This is a genomic window from Agrobacterium sp. SOY23 (assembly GCF_027212525.1).
Lineage (GTDB): Bacteria > Pseudomonadota > Alphaproteobacteria > Rhizobiales > Rhizobiaceae > Agrobacterium > Agrobacterium tumefaciens_I.
Genome location: NZ_JAPWDT010000006.1, coordinates 239020 through 256241, shown reverse-complemented (window position 1 = coordinate 256241; position 17222 = coordinate 239020). Strand labels below are relative to the sequence as shown.

15 protein-coding genes are annotated in these 17222 nt (G+C 59.1%); 6 read left to right on the top strand and 9 right to left on the bottom strand.

Features of this window, described 5'->3' with window-relative positions; all coding sequences use genetic code 11:
- Positions 1-181 precede the first annotated feature (181 nt).
- Positions 182-1084: a hypothetical protein gene (locus O3S81_RS18600; RefSeq protein WP_269345571.1), complete on the top strand. Its 903-nt coding sequence runs from the start codon at positions 182-184 to the stop codon at positions 1082-1084.
- Positions 1085-1120: 36 nt separating this feature from the next.
- On the opposite strand, the gene O3S81_RS18595 is transcribed toward O3S81_RS18600, so the two are convergent.
- The 3 genes from O3S81_RS18595 to O3S81_RS18585 form a co-directional block, all read right to left on the bottom strand.
- Entirely contained in the window at positions 1121-1534 is a 414-nt protein-coding gene (locus tag O3S81_RS18595) for a hypothetical protein (RefSeq protein ID WP_269345569.1), read from the bottom strand.
- Between the two features lie 165 nt (positions 1535-1699).
- Positions 1700-2617, bottom strand: a complete 918-nt coding sequence (locus O3S81_RS18590; protein WP_269345567.1) for a lytic transglycosylase domain-containing protein — start codon at positions 2615-2617, stop codon at positions 1700-1702.
- Between the two features lie 260 nt (positions 2618-2877).
- Positions 2878-4665 carry a methyl-accepting chemotaxis protein gene (locus O3S81_RS18585; protein ID WP_269345565.1) on the bottom strand — a complete coding sequence of 596 codons (1788 nt, stop codon included), beginning with the start codon at positions 4663-4665 and terminating at the stop codon, positions 2878-2880.
- Between the two features lie 364 nt (positions 4666-5029).
- On the opposite strand from O3S81_RS18585, the gene O3S81_RS18580 reads away from it, so the two are divergent.
- From O3S81_RS18580 to O3S81_RS18560, 5 genes are all read left to right on the top strand, one after another.
- Positions 5030-5503: a VOC family protein gene (locus tag O3S81_RS18580; protein WP_269345563.1), complete on the top strand. Its 474-nt coding sequence runs from the start codon at positions 5030-5032 to the stop codon at positions 5501-5503.
- A 261-nt stretch (positions 5504-5764) separates the two neighbouring features.
- On the top strand, positions 5765-7108 hold the full coding sequence (locus O3S81_RS18575) for an extracellular solute-binding protein (protein ID WP_269345561.1): 1344 nt from the start codon (positions 5765-5767) through the stop codon (positions 7106-7108).
- Between the two features lie 82 nt (positions 7109-7190).
- Positions 7191-8081 (top strand): carbohydrate ABC transporter permease, encoded by an 891-nt coding sequence (locus O3S81_RS18570; protein ID WP_269345559.1) that lies wholly within the window; start codon positions 7191-7193, stop codon positions 8079-8081.
- Between the two features lie 7 nt (positions 8082-8088).
- Positions 8089-8973: an ABC transporter permease subunit gene (locus O3S81_RS18565; RefSeq protein ID WP_269345557.1), complete on the top strand. Its 885-nt coding sequence runs from the start codon at positions 8089-8091 to the stop codon at positions 8971-8973.
- Between the two features lie 31 nt (positions 8974-9004).
- Entirely contained in the window at positions 9005-10126 is a 1122-nt protein-coding gene (locus O3S81_RS18560; protein WP_269345555.1) for a sn-glycerol-3-phosphate import ATP-binding protein UgpC, read from the top strand.
- Positions 10127-10346: 220 nt separating this feature from the next.
- On the opposite strand, the gene O3S81_RS18555 is transcribed toward O3S81_RS18560, so the two are convergent.
- The 6 genes from O3S81_RS18555 to O3S81_RS18530 form a co-directional block, all read right to left on the bottom strand.
- The gene (locus tag O3S81_RS18555; protein ID WP_269345553.1) at positions 10347-11174 is read right to left on the bottom strand and encodes a carbohydrate ABC transporter permease; all 828 of its coding nucleotides are present in this window, start codon (positions 11172-11174) and stop codon (positions 10347-10349) included.
- The gene (locus tag O3S81_RS18550; RefSeq protein WP_269345551.1) at positions 11171-12055 is read right to left on the bottom strand and encodes a carbohydrate ABC transporter permease; all 885 of its coding nucleotides are present in this window, start codon (positions 12053-12055) and stop codon (positions 11171-11173) included. The genes O3S81_RS18555 and O3S81_RS18550 overlap by 4 nt, the downstream gene beginning before the upstream one ends.
- Before the next feature lie 67 nt (positions 12056-12122).
- The gene (locus O3S81_RS18545; RefSeq protein WP_269345549.1) at positions 12123-13397 is read right to left on the bottom strand and encodes an extracellular solute-binding protein; all 1275 of its coding nucleotides are present in this window, start codon (positions 13395-13397) and stop codon (positions 12123-12125) included.
- Positions 13398-13471: 74 nt separating this feature from the next.
- The gene (locus O3S81_RS18540; RefSeq protein ID WP_269345547.1) at positions 13472-14545 is read right to left on the bottom strand and encodes an ABC transporter ATP-binding protein; all 1074 of its coding nucleotides are present in this window, start codon (positions 14543-14545) and stop codon (positions 13472-13474) included.
- A gap of 7 nt (positions 14546-14552) precedes the next feature.
- Positions 14553-16064: an arabinosylfuranosidase ArfA gene (arfA, locus tag O3S81_RS18535; protein WP_080827711.1), complete on the bottom strand. Its 1512-nt coding sequence runs from the start codon at positions 16062-16064 to the stop codon at positions 14553-14555.
- A 121-nt stretch (positions 16065-16185) separates the two neighbouring features.
- Positions 16186-17115, bottom strand: a complete 930-nt coding sequence (locus O3S81_RS18530; protein ID WP_269345543.1) for an ArsR/SmtB family transcription factor — start codon at positions 17113-17115, stop codon at positions 16186-16188.
- Positions 17116-17222: the final 107 nt, after the last annotated feature.

The following is a 17222-nucleotide window of genomic DNA, read 5'->3' as shown; positions in this document are numbered from 1 at the left end:
CCTGTCCGCCTTGCCCGGAAATCGAGATTCAGTACTCCAACATATGCGCAGAGGCTCACAGGAACAACAGCGCGCACCCTCATCCACAGAAAGGGGATATTTCACGGGGTACAGTTGAGGGTTGCAGCTTCAATTTACGATGGTAAAAAACACCGTCCCCGTGTTTCAGGAGAGAAGAAGAATGCCGCTTCCATCACCTTCCAACCCGAAAACGCTTGCCGACCAGGGCCAGTTGAAGCTCTTTCCGCTGCAAAGCGGTCCGCATTTTGCCAATGTGGGCCTGGCCAACGGCGCAAGCGGCATTGTCTTCACGGGTTATACTCGCGATGCGAGCGTGGACAATGAAGCTTTCTCCTGCTGCGGCAGTTACACCCTGCGCAATTCCGTGCATGCCGCCATTGCCGGCACGACCAGCGACAATTGCACGGTCTTTGCCCTGAAGAGCATCATCAACCAGCGCCCCTGCCTGGCGGTCGGAAAGTTCGACCCGGATGGCAAGCCGGTGCAATTGTCGAAGTCGGAGTTCGATCAGGTCACGAAACCGCTGTTCCAGTTCGCCGACAAGGTTTCGCCGATCCTCGGCAGCGAGCCGGCACCGGGCATTCAGATCCGCAGCGGCGACGCCTCCTATAATTATCAGGTCGATGCGCGCAGCGGCCGTTTCCGCTTCACCTATAAGGACAGCATGAGCGGCGGTCGTTACGGACCTTCAGCCGATGGCAATTTCTCTCTCGAGCACGATGGCCATCGCCTCGCCAAAATAAGTGCGGGCGGCAGCTATAGCAGTTCGGACAATTCGATTGCCGCCTCAGCCTATCGCGATATCGAAACCCGCGGTTTCGAGACGACGGTGCGCAGCGGCCAGGCTTCCGCCATGTTCGGAAGAACCTATACGGAAAACGCCATCACACGCAAAATCGGTGTCGGTTACGGCAACACCTCGTTCCGGCGCGAAGATACGCCGGGCGGAACGATCAAGGAAAGCCTCGGCCACAAGCTGGACAAGGTCACGCTGGAAGTATCCCGCACGCGCGACCGGGCGAAGGGCACCGAATATATGCTGACCATCAAGATGGAGCTCTGAGGCATTCGGCAACCGGGGCGGTTGCGACGGACCGCCTCAGGACGCCGGACGATTGAGAAGGCCCTCGCAATTGGCCGGATTGCCGATGATCTCGCTTGTCTTGATGGTGGAGGCGGCATTCGCGGTGATCTTGATGATGCAGTCGCGTCGATGTTCCTTGATCTTCATGCCCTCGGTTTCCGAAATCCGCGCCTGCCCGTCCACGGTCTTGACTTCGCGCCGGTTGCTGAGCCCGGCATAGGTCTCCACATCGACCTTCAGCCAGTAGGATTCGGTTTCGCCGTTTTCGATGATGACCTTGTTCGGGCGGCCAAGCCTGGCGATTGCGGCCTCACGCGGTTGGCCTACAAAACCCGCGACCGTGCGGGAAATCTGCGTCTCCCCGGTGCTGGTGCACGCCGCAACGACAACCAGAACGGCCGCCAGACATCCGGTTTCAAACCATTTCATTTCCAGATCATTCCCCACATATGCCGCCGGCCCCTGTCGGCCGGCATTCGCGGCAAATCTATGCAGGATCACCCCGCCCCGAAAGATGGGACGACCGCAAAGCCGATCAACTTGTTATGATCGCCCCTGGCGAAGAGAAAACAGACCGGCCCGGCGCTCGCCGTTTTACCGGTTGCGGAACACGGTGCAGGGAACACCCGCCCGCCTGATTTCGCCGCACAGCGTGTTGGCCTCGGCGCGGGTCTCGCGGCCGATGCGGGCTGCATAACGTGGCCGCGAGCCGAAATTGCCGCCCCGCTGCCGCACGATCAGCGCCCTCTCGGCATTCAGCGGTTCCGAAAGCTGCACGATCGCGCGGGTGAAAAGCCGGTTCGCCACCGCCGGATTATAATGGGCGGCAAGCTGCACGCCCCAGGCCGCCCAGTCGGCCGAAGCAATGAGGACGGGATCGTTCATGGTGCGGGTATCGGCGAGACGCACGCAGGCATCGTGGAAGGGACGGCCGTCATCCAGTGCCGGCGCCGCCTTCTCCGGCGGATTGTCCTTCCATGTCTCCACGGGGTAGCCGGTGATCGCAAACACATAGTCGCGGGTTTCCATCGGCAGGCGGCCGGTGGCGATGAAGTTCCGCAGGCCCGCCTCCCCGGCATTATAGGCCGCGGCGGCAAGACCGAAATTACCGAACTGCACGTTCAGGTCCGACAGGTAACGAGAGGAGGCCTCAAGGGCGGCGACGATGTTGAAACTGTCTTCGAGACCGCGCAACCGCGCCGTGCCCGGCATGAACTGGGCAATGCCCTCCGCCCCCTTCGGGCTGATCGCACTCGCCCGAAACAGGCTTTCCCGCCAGATCAGCCGGGCGAAATAGTCAGGCGGAACAGCATGGCGGGCAGCCAGAACCTCGATGGCGCGGCAGAGATCATTATTGTAACTGCCGGCATTGATGCACAGCTCCGGCGCGACATCGTGGGTATAGGCGCAGGCGGGTTTTTCCTTGGCGGGCTCTTCGGCCTTCCCCGCGCCAGAGGCTGCGACCAGCAAACAAAAGGCAAGAGCCGTGCGGCCTGTCGATATCCCTGCCAAGCGAGCGTCCCCGAAAATTCCAAACGCAATGTGCCGATTATCGGTCAATCGGGAAGATATGACGAGCTTTCGGGCTTGTCATCACGTATCGAACATCGAAAAGGCCCAACCCAATCAAGCCGACGTCATCCTTGGGCCTGTCCCGAGGATCTGCGACCTATTGAATGTATTCAACGTGATTGGATCCTCGGCACGAGGCCGAGGATGACGTCAGGAGAATGTGCGCCCTCACTGCCGACTTCAGGGCAACTCAGCCTGCCTTAAAAGTCCTGCCACTCCTCGTGGCTGACAGCAACCGCAGCCGAACCGCGTGCCGCAAGCGGGCGGGATGCGCTATGGCGCGGACTAACAGGCGCTGCCTGCTGCTCGAATTGGCTCCGCGAGGCGGGCGACGCTGATCGCGGCGCGTCCTCGAACCGGAACTGCCCGAGAAGTTCGAACAGCGCCGCCGCTTCCCGCGCAAGGCTGTGGCTTGCGGCGGTCTGCTCTTCCACCATCGCCGCATTCTGCTGCGTGCCCTGATCGACGGTGTTGACCGCCTGGTTGATCTCGGCGAGTGCCGTGGACTGTTCACGGGCGGCATCAACGATAGCGACGACATTGGTGTTGATGTCGCGCACCTGCTCGGCGATCTCCTGCAGGGCCGAACCGGCTCTGGTGACAAGGCCGACACCGTTTTCCACCTGCGCGCCCGAGGCATTGATCAGGCTCTTGATTTCCTTTGCGGCGGTTGCCGAACGCTGGGCCAGCTCACGAACCTCCTGCGCGACGACGGCAAAGCCCTTGCCCGCCTCACCGGCACGCGCTGCTTCCACACCGGCGTTCAGTGCCAGAAGATTGGTCTGGAAGGCGATTTCGTCGATCACGCCGATGATGTTCGAAATTTCGCGCGAGGATTTTTCGATCTGGTCCATGGCGCCGATCGCATCGCGCACCACCTGGCCGGAATGCTCCGCATGATCGCGGGCGCGAGCGACGATCTTGCCGGCCTCTTCAGCGCGACGGCTGGAATCATTGACCGCCGTGGTGATCTCCTCAAGCGCGGCCGCCGTCTCCTCGATGGAGGCGGCCTGCTGTTCCGTGCGTTTCGCCAGATCATCGGCGGCGGAGCGTATCTCGTTCGAGCCCGAAGAAATCGCGCCGGCATTTTCGGATACCAGCGTCATTGCCCTCTTCAGCTTTTCCGAAGCCGCATTGAAATCCGTGCGCAATCTTTCGAGAGACGGAATGAAAGGCTTGTCGATGCTCTGAGCAAGATCGCCCTCGGCCAGATCGGTGAGACATTGTGCCAGCTTCTCGACATTCTCGACGCGGCCGGTCACGTCGGTGGCGAATTTGACGACCTTGAACACCTTGCCGTTCAGATCGAAGATGGGATTGTAGGACGCCTGAATGAAGACCTTGCGGCCCCCCTTGCCGAGCCGCATGAATTCATCCGCCACGAGATCGCCGCCCGACAGTCTTTCCCAGAACTGCTTATATTGCACCGACTGCGTATAGGCCGGCTCGCAGAACATGGAATGATGCCTGCCCTGCACTTCCGAAAGCGAATACCCCAGCGCCGCCAGGAAATTGTCGTTGGCGGTCAGGACATCGCCATTCGGAGAGAATTCGATGATGGCCTGCGCCCGCGACAGCGCGTCGATCTTGTCCGCATCTTCCGCCGCCTTCAGCTTGCGCTCGGTGATATCGGTGGCGATCTTGACCACTTTCACCGGCTTGCCGCGGCGAAACACCGGATTATAGGAAGCCTCGATCCAGACTTCGCGGCCGCCCTTGCCAATGCGCTTATATTGCCGCTGATCGAACTGGCCGGACGAAAGCTTGGACCAGAAGGCCCTGTAATCCTGCGAGGACACGACCGCGGGCTCGACGAACATGCTGTGGTGCCGGCCGACGATTTCCGAAAGCTCGTAACCGAGCGCGCGACAGAAATTTTCGTTGGCCGTCAGAATCTTTCCGGAAAGGTCGAATTCTATAATGGCCTGGGATTTGGAAAGCGCGGCGAGAACCGCCACAGCATTGGCACCACGATCAAGAATAGTCACGCGCAGTCCTCCGATGAAATGAATGTTTTCAATGAAAATTATTCGCAAATATTATGATTGCATTGTTAAATAATATTTAAGGATAATATTGACTTTCGTCAGGTGGATTGAAGCGTGCAGCCGGTAAAACCTGCAATTGCCCGACATCTTTTCAAAGCCTCGACATGGCCCCAATCCCGCAGTCGCAACGATGCAATACAAAAGCCCAATCCATGATCCGGTTTCCAAACCGGCGGGACCGCGGCGCGGAGTTTTCGGAACGTTTGTCCCGCAGCCGCATTTTATGCCTGATGGGGAACGGGCCAGCGGTCCGCAAGTTTCCACGCCGGCAGGGGGACGATTTCAACCTGGGAGGACCATGCACATGGAAAAGAACACGATCTGTATCTGGTATGACAAGGATGCGGAGGCCGCCGCCAGATTTTATGCCGAAACCTTTCCGGACAGCGCCGTCACCGGCGTTCACCATGCGCCGAGCGACTATCCCTCCGGCAAGAAGGGCGATGTGCTGACGGTGCAGTTCACCGTCGCCGGCGTTTCCTGCATCGGCCTCAATGGCGGACCGGTCTTCAAGCAGAGCGAGGCTTTTTCGTTCCAGATATCGACCGAGGACCAGGAAGAAACCGACCGCTACTGGAACGCCATCGTCGGCAATGGCGGTGAAGAAAGCGCCTGCGGCTGGTGCAAGGACAAATGGGGCGTCTCCTGGCAGATCACGCCGCGCGTGCTGATGGAGGCCATGGCGGCCGGTGGCGCGGAGGCCAAACGCGCCTTCGACGCGATGATGGATATGAAGAAAATCGACGTCGCCGCCATCGAAGCCGCACGTCGCGGTTGACGCAGACAGGATATTCAGCAGCAAGTGGTGAAGCGGCACCGAATATCCAAGCATCTGAAAAATACGGTTAAACTGCGAATTTTAATATCTGTCGCATTTTTTCAGCCGCGCAGAATGCGCTGCGCGGCCAGTCATCATAAAACGTTCAACAAAATGTAAGCGATCCGTCAAATACGGCTGTTAGCAGAGCCCGTGGCTTCGTGCCGGGGACATGAGGTCCTTGCCCGAGCAGGCCATCATTCCATCAACGGGGCTCAACTCATGAAATCTTCCGCTCTGACTTCCTTCGTGGCCGGCGTTGCCATTGCCGCCGCCTTCGGCGTCACCGCCGCCCACGCAGAAAAGACCAAGTTCGAATTCTGGTACGGCCTTTCCGGCGATCTCGGCGACCGCGTCCAGGAAACCTGCAAGAAGTTCAACGACTCCCAGGCCGATTTCGAGATCGTCTGCACCTCGCAGAACGAATATGAAACCACCCTGCAGAACACCATTGCCGCCTATCGCGCCAAGAAGCAGCCCGCCATCACCCAGATCTACGACGCCGGCACGCTGGACATGATGCTGTCCAAGGCCTTCGTTCCCGCCAAGAAACTGATGGCCGACAATGGCTACAAGATCGACTGGAACAATTATTTCCCCGGCATCGCCAATTATTACGCCACGGCGTCGGGCGAGCTGAACTCCTTCCCCTATAATTCCTCCACCGCCGTCTTTTATTACAATGTCGATGCCTTTGAAAAAGCCGGCATCACCTTCAAGCCCGACACCTGGGAACAGGTTGAAGAAGCTTCGAAGAAACTGAAAGCCGCCGGTTTTGAATGCCCGCTCGCCTTCAATTTCGACACCTGGATGCTGATGGAGCAGTTCTCCGCCATCCACAACCAGCCGATCGCCACCAAGGGCAATGGTTATCAGGGTCTCGATGCTGAACTGACGATCAACAAGACCAAGTTCGTCGACCAGGTGAAATTCTTCAAGAAGATGCAGGACGAGAAGCTGTTCGTCGTCAAGACCAAGCAGCTCGGCATGGACATTCTGCCCGCCTTCACCTCGCAGACCTGCCAGATGTTCATGTCCTCGATCGCCAGCCACGGCACGGTCGGCAAGGGCATGCCGCAAGGCGTGAAGTGGGACGTCGCCATGCTGCCGATCTGGAAGGGCACCGAGCGTCACAATTCGCTGGTCGGCGGCGCTTCGCTGTGGGTCATGGCCGGTCGTCCGGAGGCCGAATACAAGGGTGCCGCCGCATTCCTGAACTTCATCGCCCAGCCGGAGATGGTTGAGTGGTGGTCGACGGTCACCGGCTACATCCCGGTCACCAAGACCGGTTTCGACGCCATGAAGGCCAACGGCTTTTACGACAAGGCTCCCTACAAGGGCCGCGAAAAGGCAATCGAAAGCCTGACCTTCACGCCGCCTTCCGAATATACCCGCGGCATTCGCCTCGGCGGTTTCACGCAGATCCGCAAGGAAGTTGCGACCTCGCTCGAAGCCATCTTCATGCAGAACGCCGATATCCAGGCCGAGCTCGACAAGGCCGTCGAGCGCTCCAACGCCGGTCTGCGCCGCTTCGAAAAGACCTATGAAGGCGCCAAGCTGAACTAAGCCCGCTTTCATTGCCGTCACAAGGCCTGTCCGGACATCCTCCGGGCAGGCCCGCCGAAATCTCGAACATTGCCGGTCTCCAATGGAAAAACGTACCGTTTTCAAAAGCACATGGCTGCCTGTGCTCTTCGCCCTGCCGCAGTTCCTGCTCATCCTTCTGTTCTTCTATTGGCCGGTTGTCGCGGTGCTGAACTGGGCATTCACCCTCGAACCGCCCTTCGGCGGCCCGGCGGAATTTGTCGGCCTCGCCAATTTCGTGGAAACCTTCGGCGATCCGCTTTATTGGCAATCGATCGTCACGAGCCTGACCTTTGCAATCGTCGGACCGTTTTTTGCCATTCTCATCGGCCTCGTCCTCGCCTTGGCGGTCGATCGCCAGCTTCCCGGCTCCGGTTTCTTCCGGGTGCTTTATATCCTGCCCTATGCGATTGCCGGTCCCGCCGCCGGTATGGCCTTCCGCTTCATCCTGTCACCGGAACGCGGTCTCGCCGCCTCCCTGAACGCCTGGTGGCCCGATATCTGGAACCCGGCAAAATATGGTGAACATGCGCTGATCCTCATCATCGTCATCTTCATCTGGAAATGGGCGGGCTACACCTTCATCTTCCTGTTCGCCGGCCTGCAATCGGTGCCGCGCTCGCTGACCGAAGCTGCCGCCATGGACGGTTCCGGACCGATCCGCCGCGCCATCGACATCCAGGTGCCGCTGCTTGCGCCCACCCTGTTCTTCCTCACCGTCATCATGATGACCGAAGGTTTCGTCGGCGCCGATACATTCGGCATCGTCGCCTCCACCACCGAGGGCGGCCCCAACCACGCCACGGAAGTGATGGTCTATCGCATCGTCAGCGAGGCCTTCGAGGGGCTGAACTATTCCGGCGCCTCGGCCCAGAGCCTCGTCCTCATCGGCCTCATCATGGTCTTCACCTTCGTTCAGTTCCGCTTTGTCGAGCGGCAAGTCCATTACAAGTGAGGCGGCCATGATCCAGCGCACTCCCTATGCCGACGCCCTGACCTATGCGATCATGGTGGCGGGTTTTCTCCTGCTCATCGGCCCCTTCCTCGTCGTCATTTCCGGCGCCAGCCAGACGGTCCAGCAGGTTAACAGCGTACCCTTCAACTTCATGCCGCAGGGTGAATTCTTCACCAATGCCAAGGCCGCATGGGCACGCGCCAATCTCGGCAATGCTCTCTTCAACAGCCTGATCATGGCGGTGCTGGTGACCATCGGCAAGGTGGCGCTCTCCGCCTTCACCGCTTTTGCCATCGTCTTCTTCCGCTCGCCGCTGAAACATCTGTTCTTCTGGACGGTCTTCATCACCCTGATGCTGCCGCTCGAAGTACGCGTGGTCCCGACCTATTCGGTCGCCGCCGATCTGTTCCAGCCGCTGCGCTCCATTCTCGGCCTGTTCGGCATCGAGGTGACGCTCGAATGGAACCTCCTGAATTCCTATGCCGGCCTGACGCTACCGCTCGTCGCCACCGCCACCGGCACCTTTCTCTATCGGCAGTTCTTCATGACGATCCCGGATGAACTGGCCGAGGCCGCCCGCATGGACGGTTCGGGTGCAGCGCGCTTCTTCGTCGACATGCTGCTGCCGCTCTCGCGCACCAACATGCTGGCGCTCACCACCATCATGTTCGTTTATGCCTGGAACCAGTATCTCTGGCCGCTGCTGATGATCACCGACCCTTCCTACAAGACGGTGATGATGTCGCTCAGGGCGCTTCTGCCCGCCGATGACGGCACGCCGGACTGGAACGTCACGCTGGCCGGTTCCCTCATCATCATCCTGCCGCCGCTTTTCGTCGTGGCCTTCCTGCAACGCTGGTTCGTCCGTGGCCTCGTCTCGTCCGACAAGTGACGCGCGGCTTTCAACAACAAGGTTTTCTATCATGGCTCAGATCGATATTCGTCAGGTCCGCAAATCCTATGGCAAGACGCAGACCCTGCACGGGGTGGATCTTTCTTTCGACTCCGGCGAATTCGTCGTCATCCTCGGCCCTTCGGGCTGTGGCAAATCCACGCTTCTGCGCATGATCGCCGGCCTGGAGGAAATCACCTCCGGCGAAATCGCCATTGGCGGGCGCGTGGTCAACACGCTGGAGCCGCGTGAGCGTGGCTGCGCCATGGTGTTCCAGAATTATGCGCTTTATCCGCATATGTCGGTGGCCGACAATATCGGTTATGCGCTGAAGGTCGCCGGCGTTCCCAAGGCCGAACGCCAGCGCCGCATCGAGGAGACCGCCAAGATCGTCGGGCTTTCCGACTATCTGGAACGCAAGCCGGCCGCCCTTTCCGGCGGCCAGCGCCAGCGCGTGGCCATGGCCCGCGCCATCATCCGCGAACCCGCCGTGTTTCTGTTCGATGAGCCGCTCTCCAACCTCGACGCCAAGCTGCGTGTGTCCATGCGCGCCGAAATCCGCAAGCTGCATCAGCGCCTCTCGGCCACCTCCATCTTCGTCACCCATGACCAGGTGGAAGCCATGACGCTGGCCGACCGGCTGGTGGTGATGAACAAGGGCAATGTCGAACAGGTCGGCCATCCGCTCGATATCTATCACCGCCCGGCCAGTACCTTTGTCGCCTCCTTCATCGGCTCTCCCGCCATGAACCTCTTCACCACAAAGGTGGAGGTGGAAACCGCTGCTGTCATGCTTTCCGGCACGCCGGTGAAACTCTTCCCCGAAACCGCGCTGGAGCTGCGCGGCCGCAACGTGACGGTCGGCATCCGCCCGGAACAATGCGTGGTGAGCATGGATGGTCCGGGCGTACCGGCCGTGGTGGATTTCGTCGAAGAACTTGGCTCCGGTCGCATCGTGCATGCGGATATAGCTGGAGAAACCTTCTCGGCCGCCATCGGTGAGAATCTCTCGGTAAAACCCGGCCAGCGCATCCACATGGAGCTTCCCGCTGCCCATCTGCATTTCTTCGACCCGGCCACCGGAAAACGGATCGAAACGGAAGGAACGGCGGAGACTGCCCGCAGCAACAACGAAAAGCTGCTCGCAGTCTGATCTTCCCCTGAGACAGGTCCGGCACGGTTTCGGATAAATGTCCGTTCGTGCCGGACCTGCATGTGTCGATGGCGGCAACCAGACCAGCCGCCTATGCGGGCTTCACCTTTGCCCGAACGAACAGACATGGCGGATGAGCCGAAAGGATGGCTTGGTCACAACGAAGCGGGCAGCGTCGATGTCATTTGCTGCCCGCCGCATCCTGCGAAGAGTGCCGCCCTCACCCTTTCACGCCGGACGAGATCATGATCGCTTCCGTCACGCGGCGCTGGAAGACGACATAAGCGATGATGACCGGCAGGGCCGCCAGCATGGCAATGGCCATCAGGCGCGCATAAACAATGCCGAAAGTATCGTTGACCTGCGTGATGCCGACGGGGATCGTCATCATGTTTTCAGAAGTGATCACGAGGAAGGGCCAGAAGAAGGCGTTCCACACCGTGATGAAAGTCACGATCGCCAAGGCGGTGGTGATGCCCCAGTTCAGCGGCAGATAGACCTTGAAAAGAATGGTGTATTCGCCGCCGCCATCCAGAACCACGGCTTCGCGCATTTCCTTGGGCACGCTGTCGAAGAACTGCTTGTAAACGATGATGACGATGGGCGTGATGAGCTGCGGCAGGATGATGCCCGCCCAGGTATTGATGAGGTTGAGGTTCTTCATCAGGATGAACTGGGTGACCACAAGCGTTTGCGCCGGCACCATGAAGCTCGCCAGCACGATGCCATAAAGCAGGCGGCGTCCCGGAAAACGGATCTGCGACAGCGCATAGGCGCACAACATCGAGATCAGCAGCACGGAAACCGTGACTATTGCGGCGGTGCCAATGGAATTTACATACCAGGTCAACAGCCGCGTATTGAAGATGGCATTCACATAAGCTCCCAGCTGGAATTCATCCGGCAAAATCGACATGTTGCCCGCAACATTATTGTCCGAGCGTAACGACGTCACGAAACCCCAGTAGAGCGGAAATATCCACACGAGCGCCGCCGAAAATGTCAGCAGGGTCAGAACGACGTTTTCCAGTCTTTTCGTGAAGCTCATGAATTCCTCCGGATGCGCAGCAACTGGAACTGAAGAATGGAAACGATGACGATCAACAGGAACAACACGGTGGAAACGGCGGAAGCGTAACCGCCATTGTTCAGCTGGAACGCCTCACGATAGACCTTGAGCAGAAGCACGAAGCTGGAATTGAAGGGCCCACCGCCGCTCAGGAGATAGATCTGATCGAATATCTTCAGCTGCAGGATCAGTTGCAAAGTGAGAACCAGTGCCGTGACGGGCCATAAAAGCGGCCACGTCACCCGCCAGAAGCGCTGCCACGTCGTTGCGCCGTCAAGTGAGGCAGCCTCGTAAAGCTCGGCCGGGATATTGCGCAACCCGGCGATGAACAGCAGCACGTTGAAGCCGTTCGTCCACCAGATGGTGACGACAGCCACCATCGGCATCACCCAATAGGGGTTCTTGAAAACCGCAACTGGCTTGCCGGCAATGAGCGAAATGACAGGCTGGAGAATTCCGAACTGCAGATCGAGCATCCATGCCCAGATTTCCGTGACCACCGAAACCGGCAGAACATAGGGCAGGAAAAACAGGCTCATGGCGATCGTCTGCTTCACGCCCGACAGACGACTGACGGCAAGAGCGATCATGAGCGCGATGACGGTCGTCGGCACGACGGTCAAAAGCACGAAATAGCCATTGTTTTTCAAAGAGGTGACAAAGAGGTTGTCGCTCAGCAGTTTTGCGTAGTTCGCCAGCCCGACCCAGTTTCCGTCACCGATCAGCGGCGCATCGGTGAAACTGATGCGCACCATCTCAATCAGCGGATAAAGGAAGAAGGTGACGAAGACCACGATGAACGGCGTCACCATCGACAGCGCGATCAGCGATTTCTTGCGCCTGTTTTCAATCATAGCCATGGAATGTCTCCGGGACCTTGCGCATTGCGTGCTGCCCTCCGGCGAGAGGCCGAAGGGCAGGTTTCCGTTACTTCAGCTTGCTTTGCAGCTCGTCCTTGATCTGCGCCACCGCATCCGTGCCGCTCATGAAGCCCTGAATGGCCGGAGCGATAACGTTGAGAGCGGCATCATAGGCTGGCGAGGCCACACCGGTGATCGTGGTTTTCGGATCGAATACCGCCGCTTCCGCCAGTGATGCATAGGTGGCGTTCGGCTGCATCGCCTTGTATTCGCTGCTTTCGGTGATCGATTTATAGGCCGGGATATGGCCGGCATCGGCCCAGCTGATGGCGTGTTTTTCCATCCAGCCGATCACCTTCATCACGGCAGCGCGCTTCTCGCCGGAAACGGTCTTGTCACCCTGGTTGGGGATAGCGAAGGCGTGCGAATCCGCCCAGGTGGCGCGTTTGCCCATGAAGGGCGGAACTTCAACCGCGCTCCACTTGAAGCCCAGCTTGTTGTTTTTCTCCAGATCCTTGTAGGTCGGCACCTCCCAGACGCCATTCAGCTGGAAGGCTGACTTTCCGGCGGAGAACAGCGCAACGGATGCCGCATATTCCGCCTGTTCCGGCGCCCAGCCGTTTTCGCGCCATTTCGACATGGTGTCGATCGCCTTGGCCGCTTTCTCGGCATTGTCGCCGGCCAGCACCTCGCCATTGGTGACGAGTTCGCCGCCCTGTTGCGAGAACAATGTGTAAAAGACACGCCAGACACCGGCTTCACCGCCGGACTGGTAGGTGACAGGCGTTTCAACACCCTTTTCCTTTGCCCAGGCCAGCGCCTTTTCGAAATCATCCATCGTCTTGATGCCGGTCAGCTTGCCTTCGGTATCGAGATAGGGCGAGCCTTTGAGAAGATCGGCATTGTAATAAAGAACAAGTGCGTGGATATCGAAAGGCACGGCATAAAGCTTGCCGTCATGGGTGGCCGCCTCGAGCGGCGCGCTGAAGAAATCGTCTTTCTTCAGGCCGGCTTCCTCCAAGTCCTTGTCGGTAATCTCGCTCAGCACCTTTTCCTGCAGGGCAAGCGGCGCACGCGACAGGTGGTAGGTCATGACATCGGGTCCTTCCCCGACGGCAGAGGCGGTCCGCACCTTGGTGTAGAAGGGCACACCCCATTCCAGCGTCGTTCCCTTGACCTGGATATCGGGGTGCTCCTTGTTGAAGGCATCGATCAGCGCCTTCATGCGCACGCCGTCACCGCCCGACAGAAAGTCCCACCAGACGATATCCTGTTTGGCCAGCGCCGGCAGGGCGGTCAAACCCAGAACCGTGCCAACAAGCAATGTCTTGATCAGTCGCATCGTTCACTCCTCCCGTTTATGTGGAAACACCCCTGATGGGGCGGTCTGCTGCATCGAAAGGCGCCTCCTCGCGCCTATCGCAATCTTTTGCCGTCGCTATCGAAAACCAGAATGTGGTCGGGCGAGGCGCTCAGCAGGACGGATCGGCCATCCAGACTTTCACGCGAGCCCTGCCGCTGCACGATGATTTCCTTGCCCGAGGGCGCGCGCGTGTAGAGATAGGAAACATCCCCCAGTTCCTCCGCCACCTCGACATTGACAGGCAGGGCGCCCTCCTGCGTAATCATCAGATGCTCCGGCCGAACGCCGATTTCGACCCGCTGGCCGGTGGAAACAGGCTGTGAAAGCCATGCTTCGAGATGTCTCTCCCCACCATCGAGCGAAAGCGTCACGACGCCGTCTCGCTGTTCGACAATCGCCGCCTGCAGGAAGTTCATTGCCGGCGAGCCGATAAAGCCGGCCACGAACCGATTATCCGGATCGTCATAAAGGGTGAGCGGCGCACCTGCCTGCTGCACAACGCCGCCCTTCAGCACGAAAATCTTGTCCGCAAGCGTCATGGCCTCCACCTGGTCGTGCGTGACATAGATCATCGTGGCGCCGAGCTTGCGGTGAAGGCGCGTCAGTTCCAACCGCATCTGGACGCGCAGCTCCGCATCGAGGTTGGAAAGCGGCTCGTCGAACAGGAAGACCTTTGGCTGCCGCACGATCGCGCGGCCGATCGCCACGCGCTGCCGCTGCCCGCCGGAAAGCTGCGACGGTTTTTTATGCAGATGGTCTTCGAGCTGCAGGATGCGGGCCGCCTCGCCCACCCTTTCATTCACCTCGGCTTTCGGCCTGCGGGCAAGCCGCAGGCTGAACGCCATGTTCTCGAACACGCTGAGATGCGGATAAAGCGCATAGTTCTGGAACACCATGGCAACGCCGCGTTCGGCCGGTTCGACGGCCGTGACGTCACGGTCGTCGATGGCGATGCGGCCGCCGCTGGTCTCTTCAAGGCCGGCGATCATGCGCAGCAGCGTGGATTTGCCACAACCGGAAGGCCCGACGAAGACCGCAAAGCTGCCGGTCGGGATTTCCATCGAAACATCCCGGATCGCTGCGAAGGATCCGAAGGACTTGGCTATATTGTTGAGACGGACACCCATGGCCGCCTCACTGAACCTTCAGCCGCAGCACATGATAGGACAGTGCCGGCACGGACCCCTTCAGCGCGCCATCCTCGACACCAACGCCGCTGCCCGGCACCGGCACGACGCGATCCGGCTGATCCGGGCCGTTGCCGACGCGCAGGTCATATCCCGCCATGGCAAGATGCAGGTCGAGCGTGGCCGACGAGAATCCGGTGAGGCTGACATTGATATCGGCCGCCTCGGTGAGATGCCGGTTGAGCACGAACAATGTCACCATGCCTTCGGCTTCGTCATAAACGCCGGCGACGTCGAGATATTTGACATCATCGGCCGCGTTGCAATCATAAGTCGGGCAATCGACCGCAACATTCAGCGCGACACCGCGACCATAAAGCGAGGCGAACTGATAGGGGTAATAGATCGTCTGGCGCCAGGCCGGCCCGTTCTTTTCCGCCCGGATAGGCGCGATGACATTGACGAGTTGGGCGATGCAGGCGATGCGCACACGATCCGAACGGCGGATGAACTCATTGAGCAGACCGGCGACAAACAGCGCATCCTCGAAGTTGTAAGTCTCTTCCAGAAGTGCCGGCGCTTCCGGCCAGTCCCAGCTCTTGATGCGTTTGCCGTCTTCTTCGCGGATGTGATACCAGACGTTCCATTCGTCAAAGCAGATGGACACTTCGTTCTTGGCGCGTTTCTTCGCCTTCACATAATCGATGACACCGGCAATGGTCTGGATGTAGCGCCCGGTTTCTTCGATCTTGCCGAAATAATTGAGCGTGTCGCGGCTGTTATTGCCGAAATATTTGTGCAGCGAGATGTGATCGACATTCTCGTAGCATTCCTCCAGCACCTCGCGCTCCCATTCGGGATAGGTCGGCATGCCATCGTTCGAACTGCCGCAGACGATCGCTTCAATGGTCGGATCGAAGCCCTTGAAAGCCTTGGCGGTTTCGTTGGCCAGACGGCCATATTCCACTGCGGTCTTGTGGCCGATCTGCCAGGGGCCGTCCATCTCGTTGCCGAGGCACCACATCTTCACGCCATGCGGCTTTTCGGTGCCGTGGCTGCGGCGCAGATCGCTAAGCGCAGTACCGCCCGGGAAATTCACATATTCGAGGAAGTTGCGGGCATCATCCAGACCACGGGAGCCGAGATTGACGGCAAGCATCATCTCGATGCCGGCCATCTGCGCCCAGTCGGCGAATTCGTTGATGCCGATCTGGTTGGTTTCCTTCGAGCGCCAGGCAAGATCGAGACGGATGGGGCGCTGGTCGCGCGGGCCGATGCCGTCTTCCCAGCGATAGGCCGAAACGAAGTTGCCGCCGGGATAACGGATGGCGGGGATTTTCAGGTCCTGTACGAATTTCAGGACGTCCTTGCGAAAGCCGTTCGCATCCGCCTGCGGATGGCCGGGCTCATAAATCCCGCCATAGATCGCACGCCCCATATGTTCGATGAAGGCGGAATACAGACGATCGTCGATACGCCCAATCCGGAAGTCCCGGTGGACTGAAACCCGCGCTTTCATAGGTTCTCCTCCCTGCGCATTTATATCTTAAAATATGATATGAACCATATTTGATAATATAGTTGCCGAGGGAATCCGCGCCTGTCAACCGCGAAAATCATACTTTTGAAAATTGAGGGGTTCAGCCCGCGGTGCGCAGGCGCAGGACGATGTCCTGATCGTAATTGCCGAAACCGCGGCCGAATATATTCAAGCCGCCGGGATGTTTTGCATCGGCCTTGACCTCGATGCGCAACCGGATGGAACGGTGGCTGACGAGGTCGATATCCGCAAGCGTGACATCGGAAATCCGCGTACCGTCGACATAGGTTCCCTGGGGCGTGATGCGCCAGGTTTTCAGCATGCCATATTGGGAACCGGACAGTTTCCACCAGCCCGGCGTGAAGACGCCCCGCTTGTCGCCAAAGTCTCCGGGCGAGGTCCAGACACCGATTTCCTTGCCGTTCACGGACAGCGTGATATCGGACGGCCAGTTGCTGTGGGTTCCCGGCACCTCGGAACTGACTTCCATCGAAAACTCGATTTCCTCGACGTCCCGCCCTTGAATCTTGGCATTATTGGGGAATTGATACTCCACGAAACCCGAGGTGAGCCACAGCAGCGCCGTTTTCATACGGTCCGGATCCATGAATGTATCGGGCACATCGAGCAGCCCGATAATGCCCTCCGGCGAGCAGATGCCGCAGGGCGCGGTGACCGAACTCTGCGTATAAAGGCCGAGCGGCATGGCCACCGCAATGTAGTTGGAAGCCGCCGGCGTCTCCGGTTTTCGGAAAGAAACAATGAGTTCGTCGCAGGTGGCGAAGCAGATTTTCTGGTTTCCCTTGCGCGCCTTGCGCGTCTCCGTTCGCAGCAATCCCGCCTCTTCGAGAACCGCCACACCGGCAGAGACGGTGGATTGCGGCAGTTCCAGTCTCTGGGCGATCTCGTTGACGTTCAGGCCATTGGCCTCATGCAGCAGTTTCAATATCTGCACGCGGATCAGCGACGCGGCCGCCTTCAGCACATCGAATTCTTTTTCAGCATCAACGAGGAGGAAATTGGGCGCCATGGTCTAATCTTCAGATTTATCGATCCAGATCAGAATTTCTGGCTTAAATGCCCCGCCCTTGTCCAGTCCTGTTTGTCATAAAGCTGTAGCAGAGGGCGTAAAGCGCC